The sequence below is a fragment of the Sphingomonas sp. genome, assembly GCF_019635515.1.
Lineage (GTDB): Bacteria > Pseudomonadota > Alphaproteobacteria > Sphingomonadales > Sphingomonadaceae > Sphingomonas.
This window is the reverse complement of record NZ_JAHBZI010000001.1, coordinates 1526895-1545312: the sequence shown is the minus strand read 5'-3', so window position 1 is coordinate 1545312 and position 18418 is coordinate 1526895. Positions and strand designations below refer to the sequence as shown.

At 65.7% G+C, this 18418-nt stretch carries 20 protein-coding genes and 2 tRNA genes; 11 read left to right on the top strand and 11 right to left on the bottom strand.

The features are described 5' to 3' along the window. Positions 1-79 precede the first annotated feature (79 nt). On the bottom strand, positions 80-961 hold the full coding sequence (gene dapA, locus KF730_RS07750; protein ID WP_294093569.1) for a 4-hydroxy-tetrahydrodipicolinate synthase: 882 nt from the start codon (positions 959-961) through the stop codon (positions 80-82). A gap of 72 nt (positions 962-1033) precedes the next feature. Here dapA and KF730_RS07745 point away from each other — a divergent pair, with 72 nt between their 5' ends. From KF730_RS07745 to KF730_RS07730, 4 genes are all read left to right on the top strand, one after another. Then, positions 1034-3040: a lytic transglycosylase domain-containing protein gene (locus tag KF730_RS07745; RefSeq protein ID WP_294095807.1), complete on the top strand. Its 2007-nt coding sequence runs from the start codon at positions 1034-1036 to the stop codon at positions 3038-3040. Positions 3041-3112: 72 nt separating this feature from the next. Continuing rightward, positions 3113-3589 (top strand): transcription elongation factor GreB, encoded by a 477-nt coding sequence (gene greB / locus KF730_RS07740; protein WP_294093567.1) that lies wholly within the window; start codon positions 3113-3115, stop codon positions 3587-3589. Between the two features lie 83 nt (positions 3590-3672). After that, complete coding sequence (locus KF730_RS07735; RefSeq protein ID WP_294093566.1) at positions 3673-3951, top strand: acylphosphatase; 279 nt, start codon at positions 3673-3675, stop codon at positions 3949-3951. Positions 3952-4041: 90 nt separating this feature from the next. After that, the gene (locus KF730_RS07730; RefSeq protein ID WP_294093564.1) at positions 4042-4434 is read left to right on the top strand and encodes a DoxX family protein; all 393 of its coding nucleotides are present in this window, start codon (positions 4042-4044) and stop codon (positions 4432-4434) included. A gap of 3 nt (positions 4435-4437) precedes the next feature. Here the strand turns inward: KF730_RS07730 and KF730_RS07725 are convergent, their stop codons facing one another. The 4 genes from KF730_RS07725 to KF730_RS07710 all read right to left on the bottom strand — a co-directional run bounded on the left by KF730_RS07725 (position 4438) and on the right by KF730_RS07710 (position 7047). Continuing rightward, positions 4438-5361 carry a hypothetical protein gene (locus KF730_RS07725; protein WP_294093562.1) on the bottom strand — a complete coding sequence of 308 codons (924 nt, stop codon included), beginning with the start codon at positions 5359-5361 and terminating at the stop codon, positions 4438-4440. Beyond that, a complete protein-coding gene (locus tag KF730_RS07720; protein ID WP_294093560.1) occupies positions 5358-6008 on the bottom strand; it encodes a hypothetical protein in 651 nt (216 codons plus the stop codon). The genes KF730_RS07725 and KF730_RS07720 overlap by 4 nt, the downstream gene beginning before the upstream one ends. A gap of 70 nt (positions 6009-6078) precedes the next feature. Further along, positions 6079-6582, bottom strand: coding sequence for a hypothetical protein (locus KF730_RS07715; protein WP_294093558.1), 504 nt, complete (start codon positions 6580-6582; stop codon positions 6079-6081). Positions 6583-6594: 12 nt separating this feature from the next. Beyond that, entirely contained in the window at positions 6595-7047 is a 453-nt protein-coding gene (locus KF730_RS07710) for a nucleoside deaminase (RefSeq protein ID WP_294093556.1), read from the bottom strand. A 130-nt stretch (positions 7048-7177) separates the two neighbouring features. Here KF730_RS07710 and KF730_RS07705 point away from each other — a divergent pair, with 130 nt between their 5' ends. Continuing rightward, positions 7178-7534: a hypothetical protein gene (locus KF730_RS07705; protein ID WP_294093554.1), complete on the top strand. Its 357-nt coding sequence runs from the start codon at positions 7178-7180 to the stop codon at positions 7532-7534. Here KF730_RS07705 and KF730_RS07700 read toward each other — a convergent pair. Then, positions 7531-7974, bottom strand: a complete 444-nt coding sequence (locus KF730_RS07700) for a ribose-phosphate pyrophosphokinase (protein WP_294093552.1) — start codon at positions 7972-7974, stop codon at positions 7531-7533. The genes KF730_RS07705 and KF730_RS07700 overlap by 4 nt on opposite strands. A gap of 25 nt (positions 7975-7999) precedes the next feature. Further along, the gene (ettA, locus tag KF730_RS07695; protein ID WP_294093550.1) at positions 8000-9679 is read right to left on the bottom strand and encodes an energy-dependent translational throttle protein EttA; all 1680 of its coding nucleotides are present in this window, start codon (positions 9677-9679) and stop codon (positions 8000-8002) included. Positions 9680-9808: 129 nt separating this feature from the next. Here ettA and KF730_RS07690 point away from each other — a divergent pair, with 129 nt between their 5' ends. The 4 genes from KF730_RS07690 to KF730_RS07675 all read left to right on the top strand — a co-directional run bounded on the left by KF730_RS07690 (position 9809) and on the right by KF730_RS07675 (position 13607). After that, positions 9809-10291, top strand: a complete 483-nt coding sequence (locus KF730_RS07690) for a hypothetical protein (RefSeq protein ID WP_294093548.1) — start codon at positions 9809-9811, stop codon at positions 10289-10291. Between the two features lie 65 nt (positions 10292-10356). Beyond that, positions 10357-11739, top strand: a complete 1383-nt coding sequence (locus KF730_RS07685; RefSeq protein ID WP_294093546.1) for a M20/M25/M40 family metallo-hydrolase — start codon at positions 10357-10359, stop codon at positions 11737-11739. Between the two features lie 170 nt (positions 11740-11909). Beyond that, positions 11910-12146 carry a hypothetical protein gene (locus KF730_RS07680; protein WP_294093544.1) on the top strand — a complete coding sequence of 79 codons (237 nt, stop codon included), beginning with the start codon at positions 11910-11912 and terminating at the stop codon, positions 12144-12146. A 123-nt stretch (positions 12147-12269) separates the two neighbouring features. After that, positions 12270-13607, top strand: coding sequence for a dicarboxylate/amino acid:cation symporter (locus KF730_RS07675; protein ID WP_294093542.1), 1338 nt, complete (start codon positions 12270-12272; stop codon positions 13605-13607). Here the strand turns inward: KF730_RS07675 and KF730_RS07670 are convergent. Further along, the gene (locus KF730_RS07670; RefSeq protein ID WP_294093540.1) at positions 13604-14062 is read right to left on the bottom strand and encodes a hypothetical protein; all 459 of its coding nucleotides are present in this window, start codon (positions 14060-14062) and stop codon (positions 13604-13606) included. The two genes, KF730_RS07675 and KF730_RS07670, sit on opposite strands and share 4 nt — an antisense overlap. Positions 14063-14163: 101 nt before the next feature. Further along, positions 14164-14240: transfer RNA gene (locus tag KF730_RS07665), tRNA-Pro, on the bottom strand. A gap of 182 nt (positions 14241-14422) precedes the next feature. Between KF730_RS07665 and KF730_RS07660 the strand changes: the two genes are divergently transcribed. Next, positions 14423-14499: transfer RNA gene (locus tag KF730_RS07660), tRNA-Ile, on the top strand. A 3-nt stretch (positions 14500-14502) separates the two neighbouring features. On the opposite strand, the gene KF730_RS07655 is transcribed toward KF730_RS07660, so the two are convergent. Both KF730_RS07655 and KF730_RS07650 read right to left on the bottom strand, forming a co-directional pair. Beyond that, positions 14503-15414: a polysaccharide deacetylase family protein gene (locus tag KF730_RS07655; protein WP_294093539.1), complete on the bottom strand. Its 912-nt coding sequence runs from the start codon at positions 15412-15414 to the stop codon at positions 14503-14505. 100 nt (positions 15415-15514) lie between these two features. Next, entirely contained in the window at positions 15515-17764 is a 2250-nt protein-coding gene (locus KF730_RS07650) for a histidine kinase dimerization/phospho-acceptor domain-containing protein (protein WP_294093538.1), read from the bottom strand. Positions 17765-17943: 179 nt separating this feature from the next. Here KF730_RS07650 and KF730_RS07645 point away from each other — a divergent pair, with 179 nt between their 5' ends. After that, positions 17944-18405, top strand: coding sequence for an Lrp/AsnC family transcriptional regulator (locus KF730_RS07645; RefSeq protein ID WP_294093536.1), 462 nt, complete (start codon positions 17944-17946; stop codon positions 18403-18405). Positions 18406-18418 lie beyond the last annotated feature (13 nt).

Sequence of the window (18418 nt, the reverse complement as noted above, 5' to 3'; positions counted from 1 at the left end):
GGCTGGGAGAGGCGCTGAGGCTCAAAGAGCTCTCTCGCGGATCGGTAGGCCCCGGCACTTCGGCCGGGGTGACGATCTTTTAGACCAGCCCCGCGCCCGCCAGTGCCGCATCGACCGCCTTGCGGCTGGCTTCGTTGGGCTCGGTCATCGGCAGGCGGAGTTCGGTGGGGAAGCCGGGGCGGACCTTGCCCATCGCGTATTTGACCGGGCCGGGCGATGCGTCGGTGAACATCGCCAGATGCAGCGCGAACAGCCTGTCGTGAAGCGCCAGCGCCCTGGCCTGATCGCCCGCCGCCCATGCCGCCTGGAAATCGGCGCACAGGCGCGGCGCGACATTGGCGGTGACCGAGATGCACCCCACCCCGCCCATCGCGTTGAACGCGAGCGCGGTTTCGTCATTGCCCGACATCTGCGCGAAATCCGTCGGCACGCCGAGGCGATGCTCGGTGACGCGCTGGAGCTGGCCGGTGGCGTCCTTGATGCCGACGAAGCGGCCCGGGAATGCGTTGACGATCCGCACGACGGTGGCGGGCTGGATGTCGGTGACGGTGCGGCCGGGGACGTTGTAGAGCACGATCGGCAGCGTCGTCGCGTTCGCCACCGCTTCAAAATGGCGGAAAATGCCGTCCTGGCTGGGGCGGTTGTAATAGGGCGGGACCATCAGTGCGGCATCGGCGCCCGAATCCTGCGCCGCCTTGACGTTGCCGATCGCCACTGCCGTGTCGTTCGAGCCGGCGCCGGCGAGGATCTTGACCCTGCCCCTCGCCTGATCGGCGCAGACGCGGACGACTTCGAAATGCTCGTCCTTGGTCAGCGTCGCCGCTTCGCCGGTGGTGCCGACCGGCACGAGCGCGGCCGAGCCCTGCTCGATCTGCCACTCGACGAGGTCGCGGAAATCCTGTTCGGCGAAGGCACCGTTGCGGAACGGCGTAACCAGCGCAGGGATCGAGCCGGAGAACATGGTCCCAGAATCTTCCTTAATGGGGGCAAATCAGGGCTGGCAGATAGGAGCGACATGCGTATCATGTCCAGCATGCTGGCATCTGTGTTCAAGAGTGCGTTGCTGCTTGCGGGGGTTTCGGGCGTCGCCGCCGCCTCGCAACTGACCCAATCCCAGGCCGCCTGGTATGCGCAGGCGCTCGAAAGCGGCGTGCCGCGGCTCGCCCCGGCCTATATCCAGTCGGACGAGCTCAGCCAGTCGCTGGTCGAGTGGAAGCGGCTCCAGCAGTCCGACAATTATCCCTTCTCCGATTACGCCAACTTCCTGCTCGCGCATCCCGGCTGGCCCGGCGAGACGAGCCGGCGCGCGGCGGCGGAGACGATTCTCGACAGCGGCACCTGGGCACCGGGGCTGGTCACGCGCTTCTTCGAGCGGTTCACGCCGCTGACCGCCGCCGGCCGGCTGCGCTATGCCGAGGCGCTCGCGGCTACCGGGCGCCTGCCCGAGGCGCAGGAACAGGCGCGGCGGGCATGGCGCGGCGGTTCGCTGCGGCCGGCCGACGAGGCCAAGCTGATGGGGGCGTTCCTCTCGGCGCTGACCCCCGCCGATCACGACGCCCGCGCCGATATGCTGATCTGGAAGGGATCGACGACGGCGGCGACACGGCAGCTGGCCTATGTCTCGCCGGCGAAGCGGGCATTGTTCGAAGCGCGCATCGCCTATCGCACCAAGGCCGCCGACGCCGCCGAGCGCGGCGCTGCGGTGATGGAGCAGGGGCGCGGCGATCCCGGCTATATCGCCGATCGCGCGCGCTGGCTGCGCGACAGCGGCCAGGGCATGGCGATGCGCTCCTATCTGGCGCAGCCGCGCAAGCTGGACAGTTTCCCGGGCGATCCCGAGGCCTGGTACGAAATCCTGTTGCTGGCGGCGCGCGGCGCGGCGGCGGACGGGCAGAACGACACCGCATACCGCATCGCCAGCCAGGTCGATGACGCCTATCCGGCCGGTACCGATATCAGCACCCGCTCCCTTGGCGAGCGCGACGACTATACGAGCCTGACCTGGCTCGCCGGCACGGTGGCGCTGGAGAAGGCCGGCCGTGCCCGCGACGCGATCGGCATGTTCGAGCGCTATGCGCGCGGCTCCAAATCGCCGACCACCCAGTCCAAGGGATTGTACTGGGCCGGCCGCGCCGCCGAAGCGGCGGGCGAGCAGGCCACCGCCCAAGCCTATTTCCAGCGCGCGGCGGGCTTCCCCGATCTCTATTACGGCCAGCTCGCCGCCGAACGGCTGGGCAACCCGCTCAGGCGCCCGCCCGATTTCAATGCCAAGATCGCCGATCCGGCGGTGCGCGAGGCGTTCTTCCGCCGCGAAGTGGTCCGCGCCGCGCAGTTGCTGGGGACGATGGGCAACCGCCAAGACCAGAGCCTGTTCGTCCGCCAGATCGCGCAGGACGCGACCACCGACAGCGACCATATCCTCGCCGCCGAGCTTTCGCGAACGATCGGCCGCCCCGATCTCGGCGTGATGGTCGGCCGCAGCGCGCTCCAGAACGGCCTCTCCGATTATACCGCCGCCGGCTATCCCTCGGTGCGGGTGCCCGAGGCGCAATCGGACTATTGGACGATCATCCATGCGATCGCACGACAGGAGAGCCAGTTCGACCGCGCCGCGGTGAGCCATGCCGGCGCGCGAGGACTGATGCAGCTGATGCCGGGCACCGCGCGCGAGCAATCGGGCAAGCTCGGCCTCGCCTACAACCGCGACTCTCTGACGGTCGATACCGATTACAACATCCAGCTTGGTTCCAGCTATTTCCAGCGGATGCTCAATCTCTATGGCAGCTACCCGCTGGCGGTGGCGGCGTACAATGCCGGGCCGGGCAATGTGAACAAATGGCTCGCCGCCAATGGCGATCCGCGCTCGGGCGGCGTCGATGTCGTGACCTGGGTCGAGCGGATCCCGATCTTCGAGACGAAGAACTACGTCCAGCGCGTGCTGGAGAACGCGGTGGTCTATGACCTGCTCAACCCCGAGCGCTCGCGCTCGCGGGGCCCCGCCAATCTGAGCTGGTATCTGGGCAAGAACCGGCCGGGCTGAGGCCCTTGCTTTCCCCGGCGAAGGCCGGGGAAAGAGATGGATGCGCGTAGTTCATCGAGATATTGCCAGCCAATGGACCGCCCGAACTATATCACCCCCACCGGATATGCCGCGCTCAAGGCCGAGTATGACGCGCTGCTTTCCGATGAGCGGCCCAAGCTGGTCGATGTGATTTCCTGGGCGGCGGGGAATGGCGACCGCTCGGAGAATGGCGATTACATCTATGGCCGCAAGCGGCTGCGCGAGATCGATCGGCGGCTGGGGTGGCTGTCGAAACGGATGAAGGCGGCCAAGGTGGTCGATCCCACCCGCCAGGAGGATCGCGCGCGCGTGTTCTTCGGGGCGACGGTGACGATCGCCGACGAGGATGACAATCAGCGGACGCTGACGCTGGTCGGCGACGACGAGGCCGATGCCGGCAACGGGCTGGTCGGCTGGAATTCGCCATTCGCGCGGGCGCTGCGCGGCGCGGCGGTGGGCGATCTGCGCAAGGTGATGCTGCCCGCCGGCGAGCGCGAATATGAAGTGATTGCGCTCACTTACCCCTGAGACGCGGCGAGCCGCGCGATCTGGCGATTCCCTGACATCGCGCTTCCGCTACAGTCGGCGCGAGCAAGGGCATAGGGAAGCGAATGGCGATTAAGCGTATTTTCGTGACGGGGCGGGTTCAGGCGGTCGGTTTTCGCGACTGGATCGTGCGCACCGCGAAGACCGAGGGCGTCACCGGCTGGGTGCGCAACCGCAGCGACGGCAGCGTCGAGATGATCGCCTCGGGCGAGGACGACGCCGTCACGCGCTTCGCCGAAGCCTGCAAGCAAGGGCCGGAGCAGGCGCGGGTCGATCATGTCGAGGTGCTGGAAGCGCATGGCGAAAAGCCGGGCAAGGGCTTCACCAAGCGCTTCACCGCCTGACGCCCGGCAACCCTGCGTTTCCCGCGGCACGGATTGACCGCGCCCTGACGGCATGAAAGGCTCCGCTTCCGAAACAGGAGGAGCTTTCCCATGCCTATTCCCGATAGCTGGTCGTCGAAGCTGCTGAGCGTATTGCGTATCGTTACCGGGCTGGGCTTCCTCCAGCACGGCACGATGAAATTCTTCGCCTTTCCCCCGCCCCCGCCGGGGATGAGCGGACCGCTCAATCCGATGATGATGGCGGCGGGCACGCTCGAACTGGTCGGCGGTGCGCTGATCGTGATCGGGCTGTTCACACGGCCGGTGGCCTTCATCCTTTCGGGCATGATGGCGGTCGCCTATTTCATGGTGCACGCGCCGCAGGGCTTCTACCCGGCGCTCAATGGCGGCGAGCCGGCGATGCTCTATTGCTTTATCTTCCTCTACCTCGCCGCGGCCGGTGGCGGCGTATGGAGCGCCGACGCGGCCCGCGCCAAGGGCTGAGGATCAGGCCGCTGGCGGGCAGTGATAGTCCGCCAGCGCCTTCTCGATCAGCGGCTTGACCTGATCCCCGGGCATTTTCGCCAGTTCATCGAGCGGCCTGCCGTCGCCGATCTTCCTGGCGATCAGATAGCCGAGATAATAGCCGAAGCGCGGCGGGTACGGGCTCTTGCCGTTGCCGTAGAAGAAGCTGGCATAGACTTCCGGATCCACGGAATCGAGGCGGGGGCGGGCGTAGCACATCGCCTCGGCCAGCTTCGGCTCGACCTCGGGCCGGATCGGCCGCGGGATCGTCAGCATCAAGGTCTTGTCGTCCTCGGTCGAGTTCATCCGGCCGGCGACATAAGTGGCGAGGCCCTCCTGCCACAATGCGCACCACATCGCTTCGCAATCCGAAAAATAGCGGGCGTGGTGGAAATGGAAGAGCTCGTGATCGAGAAACGGACCGATCGTGGTGCTGTCATGGATTTTGGCGATCACATCCGCGCCGAACACCGCGACCGTCTTGCCGTCGATGTCGCGGGTGCCCCCGTCCATCTCGCCGAGCGAATGGACCAGATAGATCGGCATGACCGGCGCGTAATCGGGGAAATAGCGGCGGAAATGCGCGTTGCCGTGCACATAGGCCGCGGAGAAATCGCGCGCGGCGGCGAGGAACTTGTCGCGCTGCGCGGGATAAGTCGCGAGGTTCCTCCCGACCTTGATATTGTACTGCTCTTCGGTCGCGCCATTGCGCGGCGCATAGAAACCGGGGAGCAGCGCGTTGAAGCGCTCGCGGAACCGCTTCACCCGCTCGGGCATCGGCATCGCCGCGGTCTCGGTAGCGAAATCGTCGAACTGCTGGGTCAGCGAGGTAAAGGCCGGCGCTTCCTGCGCGACGGCGGGGGCAGCGATGGCGAGCACCGCGGCAGCGGCGAGGGCGCGGATCATTTGGCGATCCCGCTGCAATCGCCGCCGACCTTCTGGGAGAAGCCGCTGCCGGAATAGCCGAGTTCGGCATGACTGGCCTTGCCGATGAGATAGCGGACCTTGCGCTGACCGTCCGAAGTCGCCTCGACCACCCAGGCATCTTCATCGCCCAGCTTTTCGCTACCGACCACGTCGATCGCGAAACGCCCGAGACCCTGATCATATTGGTAGAAAGGCAGCTCGAAATGCGCGCCTTCCGCCAGCGGTAACGCCGCGAACGTGAGACCCCAGAGGTTACCTTCCCAAATGCGGCCGGTGACGGCGATTTCCGCAACCGGCTTGTCGGGACGCGTGACGACCAGCTTGCCTGGCGAATAAGCGACGCGGGCATGCTCGGCGCCCGACGTCAGATTATCGAAGGCGATCGGCGTGAGATCGGCGGCACGCACCACGAAGTGATCGCGCATGTCGAACCTCGCGCCCTTCTGATGGACGACGATATCCCAGCCCGGCTCGCCCTCGGCCTCTATCGCCCTGACCGTCTGCAGCGTCACCGCGATCGGCTGGTCGCCGCGCAAGATCGTGTAGCAGACCGAGCCGGGTCGAAGACGAGTGCCGTCGATAGCGGGATCAGCGGCGGTGGCGAGCAGGAGCGCGAGCGTCAGCATGCGGCAGGTGTAACGCAGCCGGTCGGTTCGGCCAAGGGTGTTTTATGTTATTAACACGCCCTATACGGCGTCACTTCTTCTCGGACCGCAGCTTCAGCGTACATTGCTCGAAATAGGCGAATGCCTCGTGCGAGGACGTCAGCGGCACATCGATGGCGCGCCCGGCGGCGATCTCGAGGTGGAGATTCGGCGCTTGCCTGAGCGCGCCGAGATAGGAATCCGCCGGCGCATCGAACAGCACCGAATAATCGGTGCCCTCGCTCTCGATATCCAGCACCTCGTCGCTCAGGCTGACGGCGCCGAACCGCACCGCGAGCGTCGGGCTGCCCTCGCCTTGCCACGCCCAATCAAAGGCTTCGAGATCGATATAGAGGTCGGATTTTTCGGCGCTCGTGGAGAGCGACAATCGCCCGCTGAAATCATTGGGAAGGTTATCGTTGACGATCCAGCAGCCGGTGATGCTGCGATAGACGTGCCAGGTTCCGAAATCCTTCTGGGGCCAGCCGGGATAATCCTGCGCATGCGCGACCGGCGGGGCAGTCACGGCGGCGAGCGCGAGCATCCAGCGGAACATCGATCCCCTCCCCTATTCGGCGATATCCTCATTCCACAGCGCCGGGCGCTCGACAATGAAGCGACTCATCAGTTCCACGCAGCGGGCATCGTCGACGATCTCGACCGCGACACCGTGCGCGCGCAGAAACGCTTCATTGCCACCGAAATTGCGGTTCTCGGCGATCACGACGCGGGGAATCTTGAATTGCACGATCGTGCCCGCACACATCATGCAGGGGCTGAGCGTGGTGTAGAGCGTGGTGCCGGCATAGTTCGCCTGGCGGCCGGCGTTGCGCAATGCGTCCATTTCGCCATGCGCGATCGGATCGCCTTTCTGCACGCGCTGGTTGTGCCCCTCCCCCAATATCGCGGCGCCGCGCGCCAACACCGATCCGATCGGGCAACCGCCCTCGTCATGGGATTTGCGCGCGAGCTCATAAGCGCGGGTGAGCAATGCGGGATCGTGCGTCATGGTCGAGGTCATGCGAGCGGTATCGCCCTCCCGGCGAAGAGGGGCAAGACATGCGGAAAGAGGGCACGCGCGCGACGCCCGGCTTGTCAAAGCCGCCGCCGGGTGGAAACATCGCCTGAGTCCATCGACGCGGGAGACCGAGATGATTTTCACGCTGGCGCTGCTCGCAACCGCCGATTTCTGCACGCCGGGCGGCGCGGACGCCGATCCGATCCAGGCGGTCCGCAGCTTCGTCGACGCGCTCAACGCGCATGATCAGACAGCCTATAATCGCACCATCACCGAGGATGCGGACTTCGTGATGGGCGCGGGGGAGAATCTCGACCTGTCCGAACTGATCAATGTCTACGCTTCGAACGCGCATCTCGACATCAAGCGGATCCGCCTCGCCGCGCCGGGTGTGGTCGAAGTCGAGGCGCATAGCAGCCAGGGCGAGGACTTCGTCTCGCGCTTCAAGGTCGATGGCGGCTGCGTGACCGAGATGAAGCAGATCGGCTAACCGCGCCGCTTCGCCTGCCAATAATCGAACGCCTGCGCCTGCAGCCGTGCCACCAGCCGCGCGGCATCGGGGCCGGTCCATTCGCCTTTATGGCCATGGCGTTCGGCAGCGCCGGTCCACCAGCCCTGTCCCGGCAGCCGGTCGGTCTCGCGGACGACCAGCACCGCCAGTTCGGGCTCACCAGCCGCCGCCGCGGCAATATCGATCGCGTCGAGCGTCTTGCACACCGCGCGCATCTTCGGGCGGGTGAAGCGGTGGCCCAGCGCGCCCAGCAGCTCGGAATAGCTGACCGCGCGGCGCTCGCGGGCCGCCGCGATCAGGATCGCGCGCACCCGCGCCACGTCGGAAATGCCGCCCGTGCCGCGTTCATCGGGCACCAGCCCCTCGGCGACCAGCCATTCACCAAGCGTGTCGCCGAAACCGGGCGTCTTGCGTGCCATCAGCAAGCCAGCGCCCGGCCGGAGATCACCGCGTCAGCTTCTTGTACGAAAGCGCCGTAGGACGATCGGCGGCGTCGCCGAGGCGGCGCTTCTTGTCTTCCTCATAGGCTTCGAAATTGCCCTCGAACCATTCGACATGGCTGTTGCCCTCGAAGGCGAGGATGTGGGTGGCGAGGCGATCGAGGAAGAAGCGATCGTGGCTGATCACCACGGCGCAGCCCGCGAAATTCTCGATGGCTTCCTCAAGCGCGCCCAGCGTCTCGACGTCGAGATCGTTGGTCGGTTCGTCGAGCAGCAGGACGTTGCCGCCACGCTTCAGCATCTTGGCGATGTTGACGCGGTTGCGCTCACCACCGGAGAGCTTGCCGACATTCTTCTGCTGATCCTGGCCCTTGAAGTTGAACGCGCCGACATAGGCGCGGGTCGACTGATCGTGGCCGTTGACCTTCATGTAATCGAGCCCGTCCGAGATTTCCTCCCAGACATTGTTCTTGTCGTTGAGGTGATCGCGGCTCTGGTCGACATAGCCGAGACGGACGGTCGAGCCCATTTCGATCGTGCCGCTATCGGGCTGCTCCTGGCCGGTGATCAGCTTGAACAGCGTCGACTTGCCGGCGCCGTTCGGACCGATGACGCCGACAATGCCGCCGGCAGGCAGCGTGAAGGAGAGATTCTCGAACAGCAGCTTGTCGCCATAGGCCTTGGAGATGTTCTCGACCTCGATGACCTTGCCGCCCAGGCGCTCGGGCACCTGGATGACGATCTGGGCCTTGCCGGGGGTGCGGTTCTGCTGGGCTTCGACGAGCTGCTCGAACTTGGCGATACGCGCCTTGGACTTGGTCTGGCGGCCCTTGGCGCCCTGCCGGATCCACTCCAGCTCGTCCTTGATCGCCTTTTGCCGGCCCGATTCCTCGCGCTCCTCCTGCTCGAGGCGCTTCGACTTCTTTTCCAGATAGGTCGAATAATTGCCCTCGTACGGGAAATATTTGCCGCGATCGATCTCGAGGATCCAGCCGACGACATTGTCGAGGAAATAGCGGTCGTGGGTGATCATCAGCACCGCGCCGGCATATTCCTTGAGGTGGTTTTCCAGCCACTCGACGCTCTCGGCATCGAGATGGTTGGTCGGTTCGTCGAGCAGCAGGATCGAGGGCTTCTGGATCAGCAGCCGGGTCAGCGCGATGCGGCGCTTCTCACCGCCTGAGAGGTTCGCGACCGGCCAGTCCCCCGGCGGGCAGCGAAGAGCCTCCATCGCGACTTCGAGTTGGTTGTCGAGCGTCCAGCCATCGACCGCGTCGATCTTGGCCTGGAGATCGCCCATCTCCTCCATCAGCGCGTCGAAATCGGTGTCGTCCTTGGGATCGCCCATCTCGGCCGAGATCGCGTTGAAGCGCTCGACCAGGTCGGCGGTCTCGCGCGCGCCTTCCTTGACGTTTTCCAGCACGGTCTTGCTGGGGTCGAGCTGGGGCTCCTGCTCCAGATAGCCGACGGTGATATACTCGCCCGGCCATGCCTCACCGGTGAAATCCTTGTCGACGCCCGCCATGATCTTCATCAGCGTCGACTTGCCGGCGCCGTTGGGGCCGACGATGCCGATCTTGGCGCCCTGATAGAATTGCAGGTTGATATTGCTGAGCACCGGCTTGGGCGCGCCGGGGAAGGTCTTGGTCATGTCCTTCATGACAAAGGCGTATTGGGCGGACATCGGGGGACTCCGTTTCGTCGCTATTCGTGTGCTGGAATTTGGCCGGGCATGTAGCGATGCGCGCCCGAGCTTGCAATTCGCGGCGAGAAATTGTGTCATTGCCGAAATGACGAACAGGGAGAGACGCTGGTGAGAATCGGGATTGCCGCCGCCGCGCTGACCGCGCTGACCGGCACCCAGGCAATGGCCGCCGACGCGGCATTCTGCGCATCGCTGAAGAAGGTGATTGCCGCCGCTGCCGGCACGCCGAGCTTCAAGGCGATGGAAGGCAAGAGTTATGGCAGCAGCTACGAAGGCACGCTGCGACTGATTCCCAAAGGACTTTGCTCGATCTCGCGAATCGCCGGCATTTCGGACAGCTATGGCTGCATGGCATCGTCGCTGATTCCCACCGCCGACGCCAAGGCGATGGTCGCCAAGCTGCATGCGGACACCGCCGCCTGCCTGAAGGTCACCCCGCGCAAGCCGGGCTTGACGGAAAGCTATGGTGGCGAGGACGAACTTTTCTACGAAACCACCGTTGGCGCTACCAAAGTCTTCGTGGCGATAAACCGTAAGGGCGGCGCGACCGAACAACTGCCGGGGATCAGCGTCAATCGCAGGAATCGCTAGCGGAAACGCGCCGGAAACCACCCGGCGATTGGCAAACGTTACGGGGATGGCTAGCACCTGCACCCATGAACAAGCGCATCCTGCTCGCGGCCGCCGCGGCTCTCGCCCTTCCCCTCCCCGCACTGGCGCAGACCGCGCCGCTCGATCCGGCGGCGCTGCGCGACGCCGCGCTCAGGGACGATATCGCCTGGGACATCACCGAGGGGCTGACCACCGAAGTCGGCCAGAGGCTGGCGGCGACCGAGGCTGAGGCCCGGGCACGCGAATGGGGCGCGAGGAAGCTGAAGGCGCTCGGCTTCCAGAACGTCCGCATCGAGACCTTCAAGATGCCGCTCTGGGTGCGCGGCGAGGAAAAGGCCGAGGTGCTGGGCGCATCGGCCCAGAAGCTGACGATCACGGCGCTCGGCAATTCGGGCACGACCGGGCCCAAGGGCGTCGAAGGCGAGATCGTCTATTTCCCGACCATCGCCGATCTGCAGATGGCGCCGGCGGGAAGCCTCAAGGGCAAGATCGCATTCGTCAGCCATTCGATGACCGCGACGCAGGACGGCTCGCAATATGGCGCGTTCGGCGCGGCGCGGCGTTCGGGCCCGAGCACGGCGGCGGCGAAGGGCGCGGTGGCGATCCTGATCCGCTCGATCGGCACCGATTATCACCGCAACCCGCACACCGGCGTGACCAACTGGCCCAAGGACGTGAAGCCGATCGCCGCGGCGGCGCTGGCGGTTCCCGATTCGGAACAACTCGAACGGCTGCTCAAGCGCGGACCGGTGCGGATGAAGCTGTTGATCACCCCCGAGTTCAAGGGCGAGGCCGAATCGGGCAACGTCATCGGCGAAGTCCCGGGCAGCGATCCGGATGCCGGCATCGTGCTGGTCGGCGGGCATCTCGATAGCTGGGATCTCGGCACCGGCGCGATCGACGACGCCACCGGCGTCGCAATCACCACCGCCGCCGCCAAGCGGATCATGGATGCGGGCCAGCCGCGCCGCACGATCCGCGTCGTCTGGTTCGGTGCCGAGGAAGTCGGCGGCTTCGGCGGCGAAGCCTATGCCAAGGCGCATGGCGGCGAGCGCCACGTCTTCGCCAGCGAATCCGATTTCGGCGCGGACCGCATCTGGAAGTTCACCGTCAACCTGCCCGAGAGCGCGGCGAGCCTGAGCGACAAGCTCGCGGTCGCGCTCGGACCACTCGGCATCTCTCGCGGCCGCGATCTCGCCGGTGGCGGCACCGATGTCGAGCCGATCCTGCGGGGCAAGGTGGCGACCGTGGCGCTGGCCCAATCGGGCCTGCGCTATTTCGATTATCACCACACGCCCGACGATACGCTCGACAAGGTCGATCCCGTCCAGCTCCGCCAGAACGTCGCCGCCTGGACCGCGACTCTGGCAATTGTGGCAAATGCGGCGGAGGAAATCGGACCTGTGGAAAAGACCGGCCGCGAGTGATTTCAGCCTCTCCAGGGGCAATCATGTCCCAATTACGGCAAAAAAATGTCGAAATGCCCTCATTTCGTCGCAAATAAGATTGACGCGGGCGGAAAGCGCGCTATTGGAGGCGTTCGCGTCGGTCAATCGGACCGTATGCGAAACGTTTATGTTCCATTGGAGCGACCCGTATGAAGAAGATCCTGATCGTTGCCGCCGCCGCTGGCCTGGTTTCGCTGGCCGCCTGCGACAAGGCCGTCACCAACAGCACTGCCGAGAACGTTGCCGAGTCGCATGAAGCGAACGCAACCGCCTATGAAGCAGCTGCCGACAACACCACCAACGGCACTGCCGAAGCGGTTCTCGAGAACAAGGCCGCTGTCGAAGAGAACAAGGCCGACGCGGCGCACGAGAATGCGACCAAGTAAGGTCTAGCGCAGGGCGTCCGCGCTTCTGCCAGATTCGCGAAAGGGCGCTCCCGCAAGGGGGCGCCCTTTTTGCATTGGGGCTTCCTCTGCGCTTGCTATGGTGGAACCCGGGGGAGAGAGACGATGGGCGCAGTCGCAACCGAATATGCAGCCGTGCCGCCGGCGCCGCTACCCTTTTGGAAGCATCTCTATTTCTGGGTGCTCGTCGGCATTGCCGCCGGCGTGATGCTCGGCGCATTGGCGCCGGCATGGGGTGCGTGGTGCGAGTGGATCGGTCTGGCATTCGTCGATCTGGTCAAGATGGTGATCGCGCCGGTGATCTTCCTCACCGTGGTGACCGGTATCGCCGGATCGCGCGAACTGCGTTCGACCGGCCGCGTCGCGATCAAGGCGCTGGGGTATTTCCTGTTCTTCTCGACGCTGGCGCTGATCGTCGGCCTGCTCGTCGCCCATTTCATCCAGCCCGGCGCCGGCATGCATGTCGATGCGGCGACGCTCGATGCCAGCAAGGTCCATGGCTATGAGGAGAAGGCGCATGAGACGACGGTGATCGGCTTCATCCGCGCGATGATCCCGGCCACCCTGTTCTCGGCCTTCACGAGTGGCTCGATCCTGCAGGTCTTGCTGGTCGCGATCCTGTTCGGTGTGTCGTTGGCGCTGGTCGGCGAACCGGCGCGGCCGGTGACCGAGATGCTCGAGCGCATCGGCGCGGTGGTGTTCCGCCTCGTCCGCATCGTCATGGCCGCTGCGCCGGTGGGCGCGTTCGGGGCGATGGCGTTCACTGTCGGCAAATATGGCGTGGGAGCGCTCGCCAGCCTCGCCTGGCTGGTGGGGAGCTTCTACGTCACCGCCTTGATCTTCGTCCTCGTCGTGCTGGGCGGCACCGCCACGCTGGCAGGCTTTTCGATCTTCAAGCTGCTTCGCTACCTCAAGGCCGAATTGCTGCTGGTACTCGGCACTTCCTCGTCCGAAGCCGCCCTCCCCGCCCTGATCGACAGGATGGAGCACGCCGGTATCGACAGGCAGGTGGTCGGGCTGGTCGTGCCGCTCGGCTATTCGTTCAATCTCGACGGTACCAATATCTACATGACGCTGGCGGCGCTGTTCATCGCCCAGGCGACCGGCGTCGAGCTGTCGCTGGGCCAGCAGATCGCCCTGCTCGGCGTAGCGATGCTGAGCTCGAAGGGGGCGGCCGGGGTCACGGGATCGGGCTTCATCACCCTCGCCGCGACGCTGGCGGTGGTGCCGAGCGTGCCGGTGGCGGGGATGGCGCTGATCCTCGGCGTCGATCGCTTCATGAGCGAATGCCGCAGCCTCACCAACTTCATCGGCAACGCGGTGGCGACCGTCGTCGTCGGGCGCTGGGAAGGCGCGGTCGATCGCGAAAGGCTGGCGGCGGCGCTGGACGGGCGATTGCCGGAGATGCCAACGCGGCCCGCGGCGGAGGCCGATCCGGATTAGGTGTCCGGCGTCGCGGCGGCAGGCGCGTCAACCGCCGAAACGGCCTCCGGCGCTTCGCTCCTGGCCTCCGCAAGAGGCGCCGCTGGCGGCGCGCCCGCCTGTGGCTCGCTCCACGAACTACGCGCGACTTGCACCACCGCGGCGGTTTCCATCGCTTTCGGCGCCTCGTCGATCACTTCGGGTTCGGGACTTCGGGCCGTCCCGGATATCTCGGGCGCGGACGGCGTATCGTTGGCGAAGATCGCGTCGATCCGATTCGGCTCCCGCGCGGGCTGCTCGGAGCGCATGTCGATCGGATAGGTCGCGCCGAGCGCCGCCGGCTGCGAAGAGGTGATCTCCGGCCAGTAAGCCGGCTTCTGCTTGTAGAAGGAAAAGGCTCCGCCCTGCGAATATTGCGACAGGCCAATTCCGCCGAGCGACGCGACCGCCAGCGCCGCGACGCAAACAGCAGTCATGACCCGTCGAGGATAGCGCATGCCGAATCTCCCGCGCATCAACCCGCGAGGGTTTGCGGCGTTCCGACAGCGTCCGGGCTTTGTGCTATGGCGGGATGAAATGGTCGGGGAGACAGGATTCGAACCTGCGACATCCTGCTCCCAAAGCAGGCGCGCTACCGGACTGCGCCACTCCCCGACGCTGGGCGCGGTTAGGCGGAATAGGCGCGTTGCACAAGCATGTTTGCCACAACAAGCCGAACAGCTTGCCTTTCGCAGGCCGTCGCGGCAAAGCCGCGCCGTCAGCCGCAGCCCTGCTGCGCTGGCCGACCTTGCGCGTTTCGCAAAATGGCTCCGCTATTTTCGTGCGCGCCGCGGGTGGGGCCTGTAGCTCAATTGGTTAGAGCCGGCCGCTCATAACGGCTTGGTTGCGGGTTCGAGTCCTGCCGGGCCCACCAGCTTCATTCGGCGGCGGCGATCACCTGATCGAGCGATGCCGGCCGCACCCCCAGCGACGCCAGCAGCGCGAAGATCTCGCCCCACCAGCCGAAGAACGCCTTCAGATCCGCCGCATCGCGTACATAGGGCGTATGCCCCGGCTCGACCGAGGGCGAATGGAAAGCGAAGTTGAGCAGCCGCAGCCCCTCGCCCACCGCGATGCGCACCGCCTCCTTGGCTTCGTGGAGCGGCATATCCTCCGGTGTGAGCGCGACCCGCGAGAGCATTCCGGAACGCGCGGCGATGCCGTGCCCCCTGGGCAGCATGCCCATCGCCCGGTGCAGCCCCGCCCCGCCACGCCGGCCCCAGCCGGTGAACACCGTGGTCAGCGGCAGTTCGAGCATCGTGCCGGCGCGAAAGGCGTGGTTGGGAACGGCCGAGAAATCGGGCCCGCCCTCGCGTGAATAGTCATAGCCGGAGCGCATCGACGTATCGACGCGGTAGCCCAGCGTCGCGAGCAGCTCGAGCGTGTGCGAGCCGATGCCGTAGCGTCCGGCACGATAAGCGATCGGACGCTTGCCGAAAGCGGTAGTGATCGCTTCGGTCAGCGCGGCAAGCTTGGCCTCCTGCAAGGCCAGCGGAAGATTTCCGGTGAAACTGTTGAAACCATTCACCTCTTCTTCGAACGGCGGATTGACCCAAGGGTGCAATTGGGTGCCGATCGTCGAGCGCCCGTCCTCGATGATCCTGCCCAGCACCGCGATCGCCTCGGGCGAAGTCGCGATCGGATGATCGACGAGATAGTTGAGCGGAACATGGTGCGCGGCGAAATATGCATGTGCTCCCGGTATCGCCCGCATGTGGCTGGTGCCGCGCGACGCCCGGTCGAAAGGCTTGCTCCAGTCGAACTCTTCCTCGGTATCGACGAAGATCACGAAGCGCGTGCCAAAATCAGCCGGCCATTCGATGCGCGAATGCGGCTCGGGCGCGGGGACGCGATAGCCCCCGGCCGCTCGGGAAGATCGTTCTTCCACCTTAGTTTAAGTGCGCTTGACCCACAGATGCGTTTTCGGAGGCCGGGAGGCGCAAAGTCAAGTTCTCGGACTCGATCACCAGCGCGCCGCCCAGCTCGCGGGCGAGATTGCGCGCGAGACGAAGCGCGAAGCCGGTGCCGAGCAGCGTCGCATCCTCACGCTCGTCATCGATGCCGAGCACCGAATCGCCGGGATAATCCGTCAGCGCGCGCGGGCGATCGATGGTGATCGCTATCATGGCGTCGCTTGCCTGCGCCATATTGACGCCGATGCGCTCGCCGGGGCCACTGGCGGAAACCAGCGTGGCGAGCAGGCGCGCGAGCAGGCGCTCAACCGCGCGGCGATCGCCGGTGACCGCGAGATCGTCGATCGGCAGCGCCAGGATCGAGCCGCGCAGCGCGGCGAGCGGCGCGAGATCGTCGGCGATGCCGGCCAGCACCGGACGCAGCGCGACACGGCCCGGAACCAGCGCCAGCGCGGCGCTGTCGATACGGGCGGCAAGATCGAGGTCGTCGATCGCTCCCAGCAATTCGCGCGCCTGGGCGCGGATCTCTCCGGCGCGGCCGCGATAGGGATCGCTGACCGGCCCCAGCATCTGGCTCTCGATCATCTCGGCAAAGCCGGCGATGGCGTTGGTCGGGGTGCGCAGTTCGTGGACGAGCTGGCGCAGCGAATCGGCGGGGATCGACGGCGCGGCCGCGCGCATCGGTTCGGCGCGCTCATCGGCGCGCGGGCGGCGCGCGGTGCCGCGATAGCCGGTGAAGCGGCCATTGGCGGGATCGAACACCGGGATTCCCGAAATCTGCCAGTCGCCAGCGGCATCCGATTCGCCTTCGATCGACAGGCGCGCGTTCGAAAACCCGGCGCGGCGGCGAAATGCCCCGGCGGCGATGCCATCGACACGCGATGCTTCGGGCAGGCCCGCTCCGGACTGGGCATCGAGCGACAGCCCGACGATCGCGGCGCGGCTGACGCCCTCGACCCAGCGGAAAACACCCTTCGAATCGGTTTCGAAACGGAAATTATCGGCAAGCGGAACCGGATCCGGGCCATGCTCTTCGCGATTGCGCCAGAATGCGTCGATCCGGGCGACGACATCGGCGATCTCGAACGTGCCGCCATCCGCTACAGCCTCGCCCGGTGCGGCGTCGCTCAACATATCGAGTGCGTCGCCCAACGGCTCGTCCACAGACAGATCCCCCTGCTCCATGGGCGGAACCTGTAACTCGGGCGCGTCCGGCGCAATCGGTTCGGCGGGTGCCGCTGGCTCGACTGTCCCGCTTTGGACCGGAGCCGAAGCAACTTCGCTCTGGTCAGCTAAAAAGCCTGTGGAAATCGGCAATGCCGCGGCGGTGCCGGCGAGGGCGACGAACGAGAAATCCTCTATCTCCTCGACATTTGGCGCATTTGCGGCGGCAGAAACAACCGTTTCGGCGGGTTCGATGGCGGGCGACTCCGCGACTTCGTCCGAAATGGCGGGAATAAGCGGAGCGGCTTCAGCGGGCATCGCCGAATAAACCGCGCTCCAATGGGCAAGCGGCGACGAAGCCATGACCGGTTCGGGCTGGAGACCAGGCTCGGGCGCGGCCTCGATCGCTACCGGTTCCGGTACGGACCCGGGCAGTTCCGCTTCCGCCATCGGTTCGGCCGCGAAGAACGCGGGCGCCTCGACGGGTTCGGCCTGCGGCGCTTCGGCGACAGGCTCCGGCAGCGCGATCGGTTCGGCGGAGGTTTCGGTCACCGGCTCAACCAGGGCGACAGGCTCGGTCACGACTTCCTCCTGCGGCGCCACCGGCATGACTTCAGCGACTTCCTTCACGCTCTCATCGGGCAGTACGAAATCGATCGGGCCAAAGGCTTCGAGCGCCCGTTTGACGATCGGCCCCAGATCGCGGCGATTGCGAAGCACCGCGCGGCCGGCGGGAGCGAGATCGGGCAGCAACTGGATCCAGTCCGCCGAATTCATCCGGGCACTGCGAAGCACCGGCAGCGCGACGCTGAGTTCATCCACGGCGAAGAGCCGGACCAGCGGCGCCGGCGGATCGGCGAATTCGAGCGCGCGGGCGCTGGCGGCGCGTGCCGCGACCGGGACCCGCGCCCGAATCGAGCGCAGCACGCCCATCGCGCGGGTATCGGCTGGCGCACGCCTGCGGCCGATCAGATCGACCACCTGACGCCATGCGGATTGAGCAGCCTGGGGAGAGCCCAGATCGGCGGCCAGCACAGTCTCCAGAGTATCGTCGAAGCGCAATGGGTGCCCACCGGTTACAGGCGCCAGAACGCGCGCCGTAACGATTCCTTAACTGCTTGGACGCCGGGCAGAAACAGGTGATTTCGGCACGATCCAATGTGGGACAATTGCGTTGCCGCGTAATTATATTATGCGTAAGCGCAGTAATCAGACACGAATCACCAGTCAGAGGCAATGAAATGCGTTTCGACGATATCGACGTCCGAATTCTCGCCCTGCTCCAGGATAATGGCCGGATGACCAATGTCGAGCTGGCCGAGCGAGTCGGACTGACCGCCCCGCCCTGCCTGCGCCGCGTTCGCGCGCTCGAGCAGTCGGGCGCGATCACCGGCTATCACGCCGCGCTCGATCCGGTCGCCCTGGGGTATAATCTCACCGTGTTCGCGATGGTCAGCCTCAAGAGCCAGGCCGAGAGCGACCTCCAGGCATTCCAGCAGCTCGTCGCGGAAATCCCCGAAGTGCGCGAATGCCATATGCTGAACGGGGAGATCGACTTCATCCTCAAGATCGTCGCGCCGGACCTGCAGAGCTTCCAGCGCATCCTGACCACCAAGCTGACCACCGCGCCCAATGTCGAGCATGTGAAGACGTCGCTGACGATCCGCACGTCGAAGGCGCTGCCGGGCGTTCCGGTTCCCTGATACGAAAAGGGCG

Excerpts from the sequence above, each read along its gene's own strand:
- KF730_RS07715 (WP_294093558.1), bottom strand. The coding sequence starts at position 6,582 with ATGTTCCGCTGGATGCTCGCGCTCGCCGCCGTGACTGCCCCGCCGGTC.
- KF730_RS07745 (WP_294095807.1), top strand. The coding sequence starts at position 1,034 with ATGCTGGCATCTGTGTTCAAGAGTGCGTTGCTGCTTGCGGGGGTTTCG.
- KF730_RS07720 (WP_294093560.1), bottom strand. The coding sequence starts at position 6,008 with ATGCTGACGCTCGCGCTCCTGCTCGCCACCGCCGCTGATCCCGCTATC.
- KF730_RS07670 (WP_294093540.1), bottom strand. The coding sequence starts at position 14,062 with ATGACTGCTGTTTGCGTCGCGGCGCTGGCGGTCGCGTCGCTCGGCGGA.
- KF730_RS07705 (WP_294093554.1), top strand. The coding sequence starts at position 7,178 with ATGATTTTCACGCTGGCGCTGCTCGCAACCGCCGATTTCTGCACGCCG.
- KF730_RS07725 (WP_294093562.1), bottom strand. The coding sequence starts at position 5,361 with ATGATCCGCGCCCTCGCCGCTGCCGCGGTGCTCGCCATCGCTGCCCCC.
- dapA (WP_294093569.1), bottom strand. The coding sequence starts at position 961 with ATGTTCTCCGGCTCGATCCCTGCGCTGGTTACGCCGTTCCGCAACGGT.
- KF730_RS07735 (WP_294093566.1), top strand. The coding sequence starts at position 3,673 with ATGGCGATTAAGCGTATTTTCGTGACGGGGCGGGTTCAGGCGGTCGGT.
- KF730_RS07645 (WP_294093536.1), top strand. The coding sequence starts at position 17,944 with ATGCGTTTCGACGATATCGACGTCCGAATTCTCGCCCTGCTCCAGGAT.
- ettA (WP_294093550.1), bottom strand. The coding sequence starts at position 9,679 with ATGTCCGCCCAATACGCCTTTGTCATGAAGGACATGACCAAGACCTTC.
- greB (WP_294093567.1), top strand. The coding sequence starts at position 3,113 with ATGGACCGCCCGAACTATATCACCCCCACCGGATATGCCGCGCTCAAG.
- KF730_RS07730 (WP_294093564.1), top strand. The coding sequence starts at position 4,042 with ATGCCTATTCCCGATAGCTGGTCGTCGAAGCTGCTGAGCGTATTGCGT.
- KF730_RS07680 (WP_294093544.1), top strand. The coding sequence starts at position 11,910 with ATGAAGAAGATCCTGATCGTTGCCGCCGCCGCTGGCCTGGTTTCGCTG.
- KF730_RS07675 (WP_294093542.1), top strand. The coding sequence starts at position 12,270 with ATGGGCGCAGTCGCAACCGAATATGCAGCCGTGCCGCCGGCGCCGCTA.
- KF730_RS07700 (WP_294093552.1), bottom strand. The coding sequence starts at position 7,974 with ATGGCACGCAAGACGCCCGGTTTCGGCGACACGCTTGGTGAATGGCTG.
- KF730_RS07685 (WP_294093546.1), top strand. The coding sequence starts at position 10,357 with ATGAACAAGCGCATCCTGCTCGCGGCCGCCGCGGCTCTCGCCCTTCCC.
- KF730_RS07710 (WP_294093556.1), bottom strand. The coding sequence starts at position 7,047 with ATGACCTCGACCATGACGCACGATCCCGCATTGCTCACCCGCGCTTAT.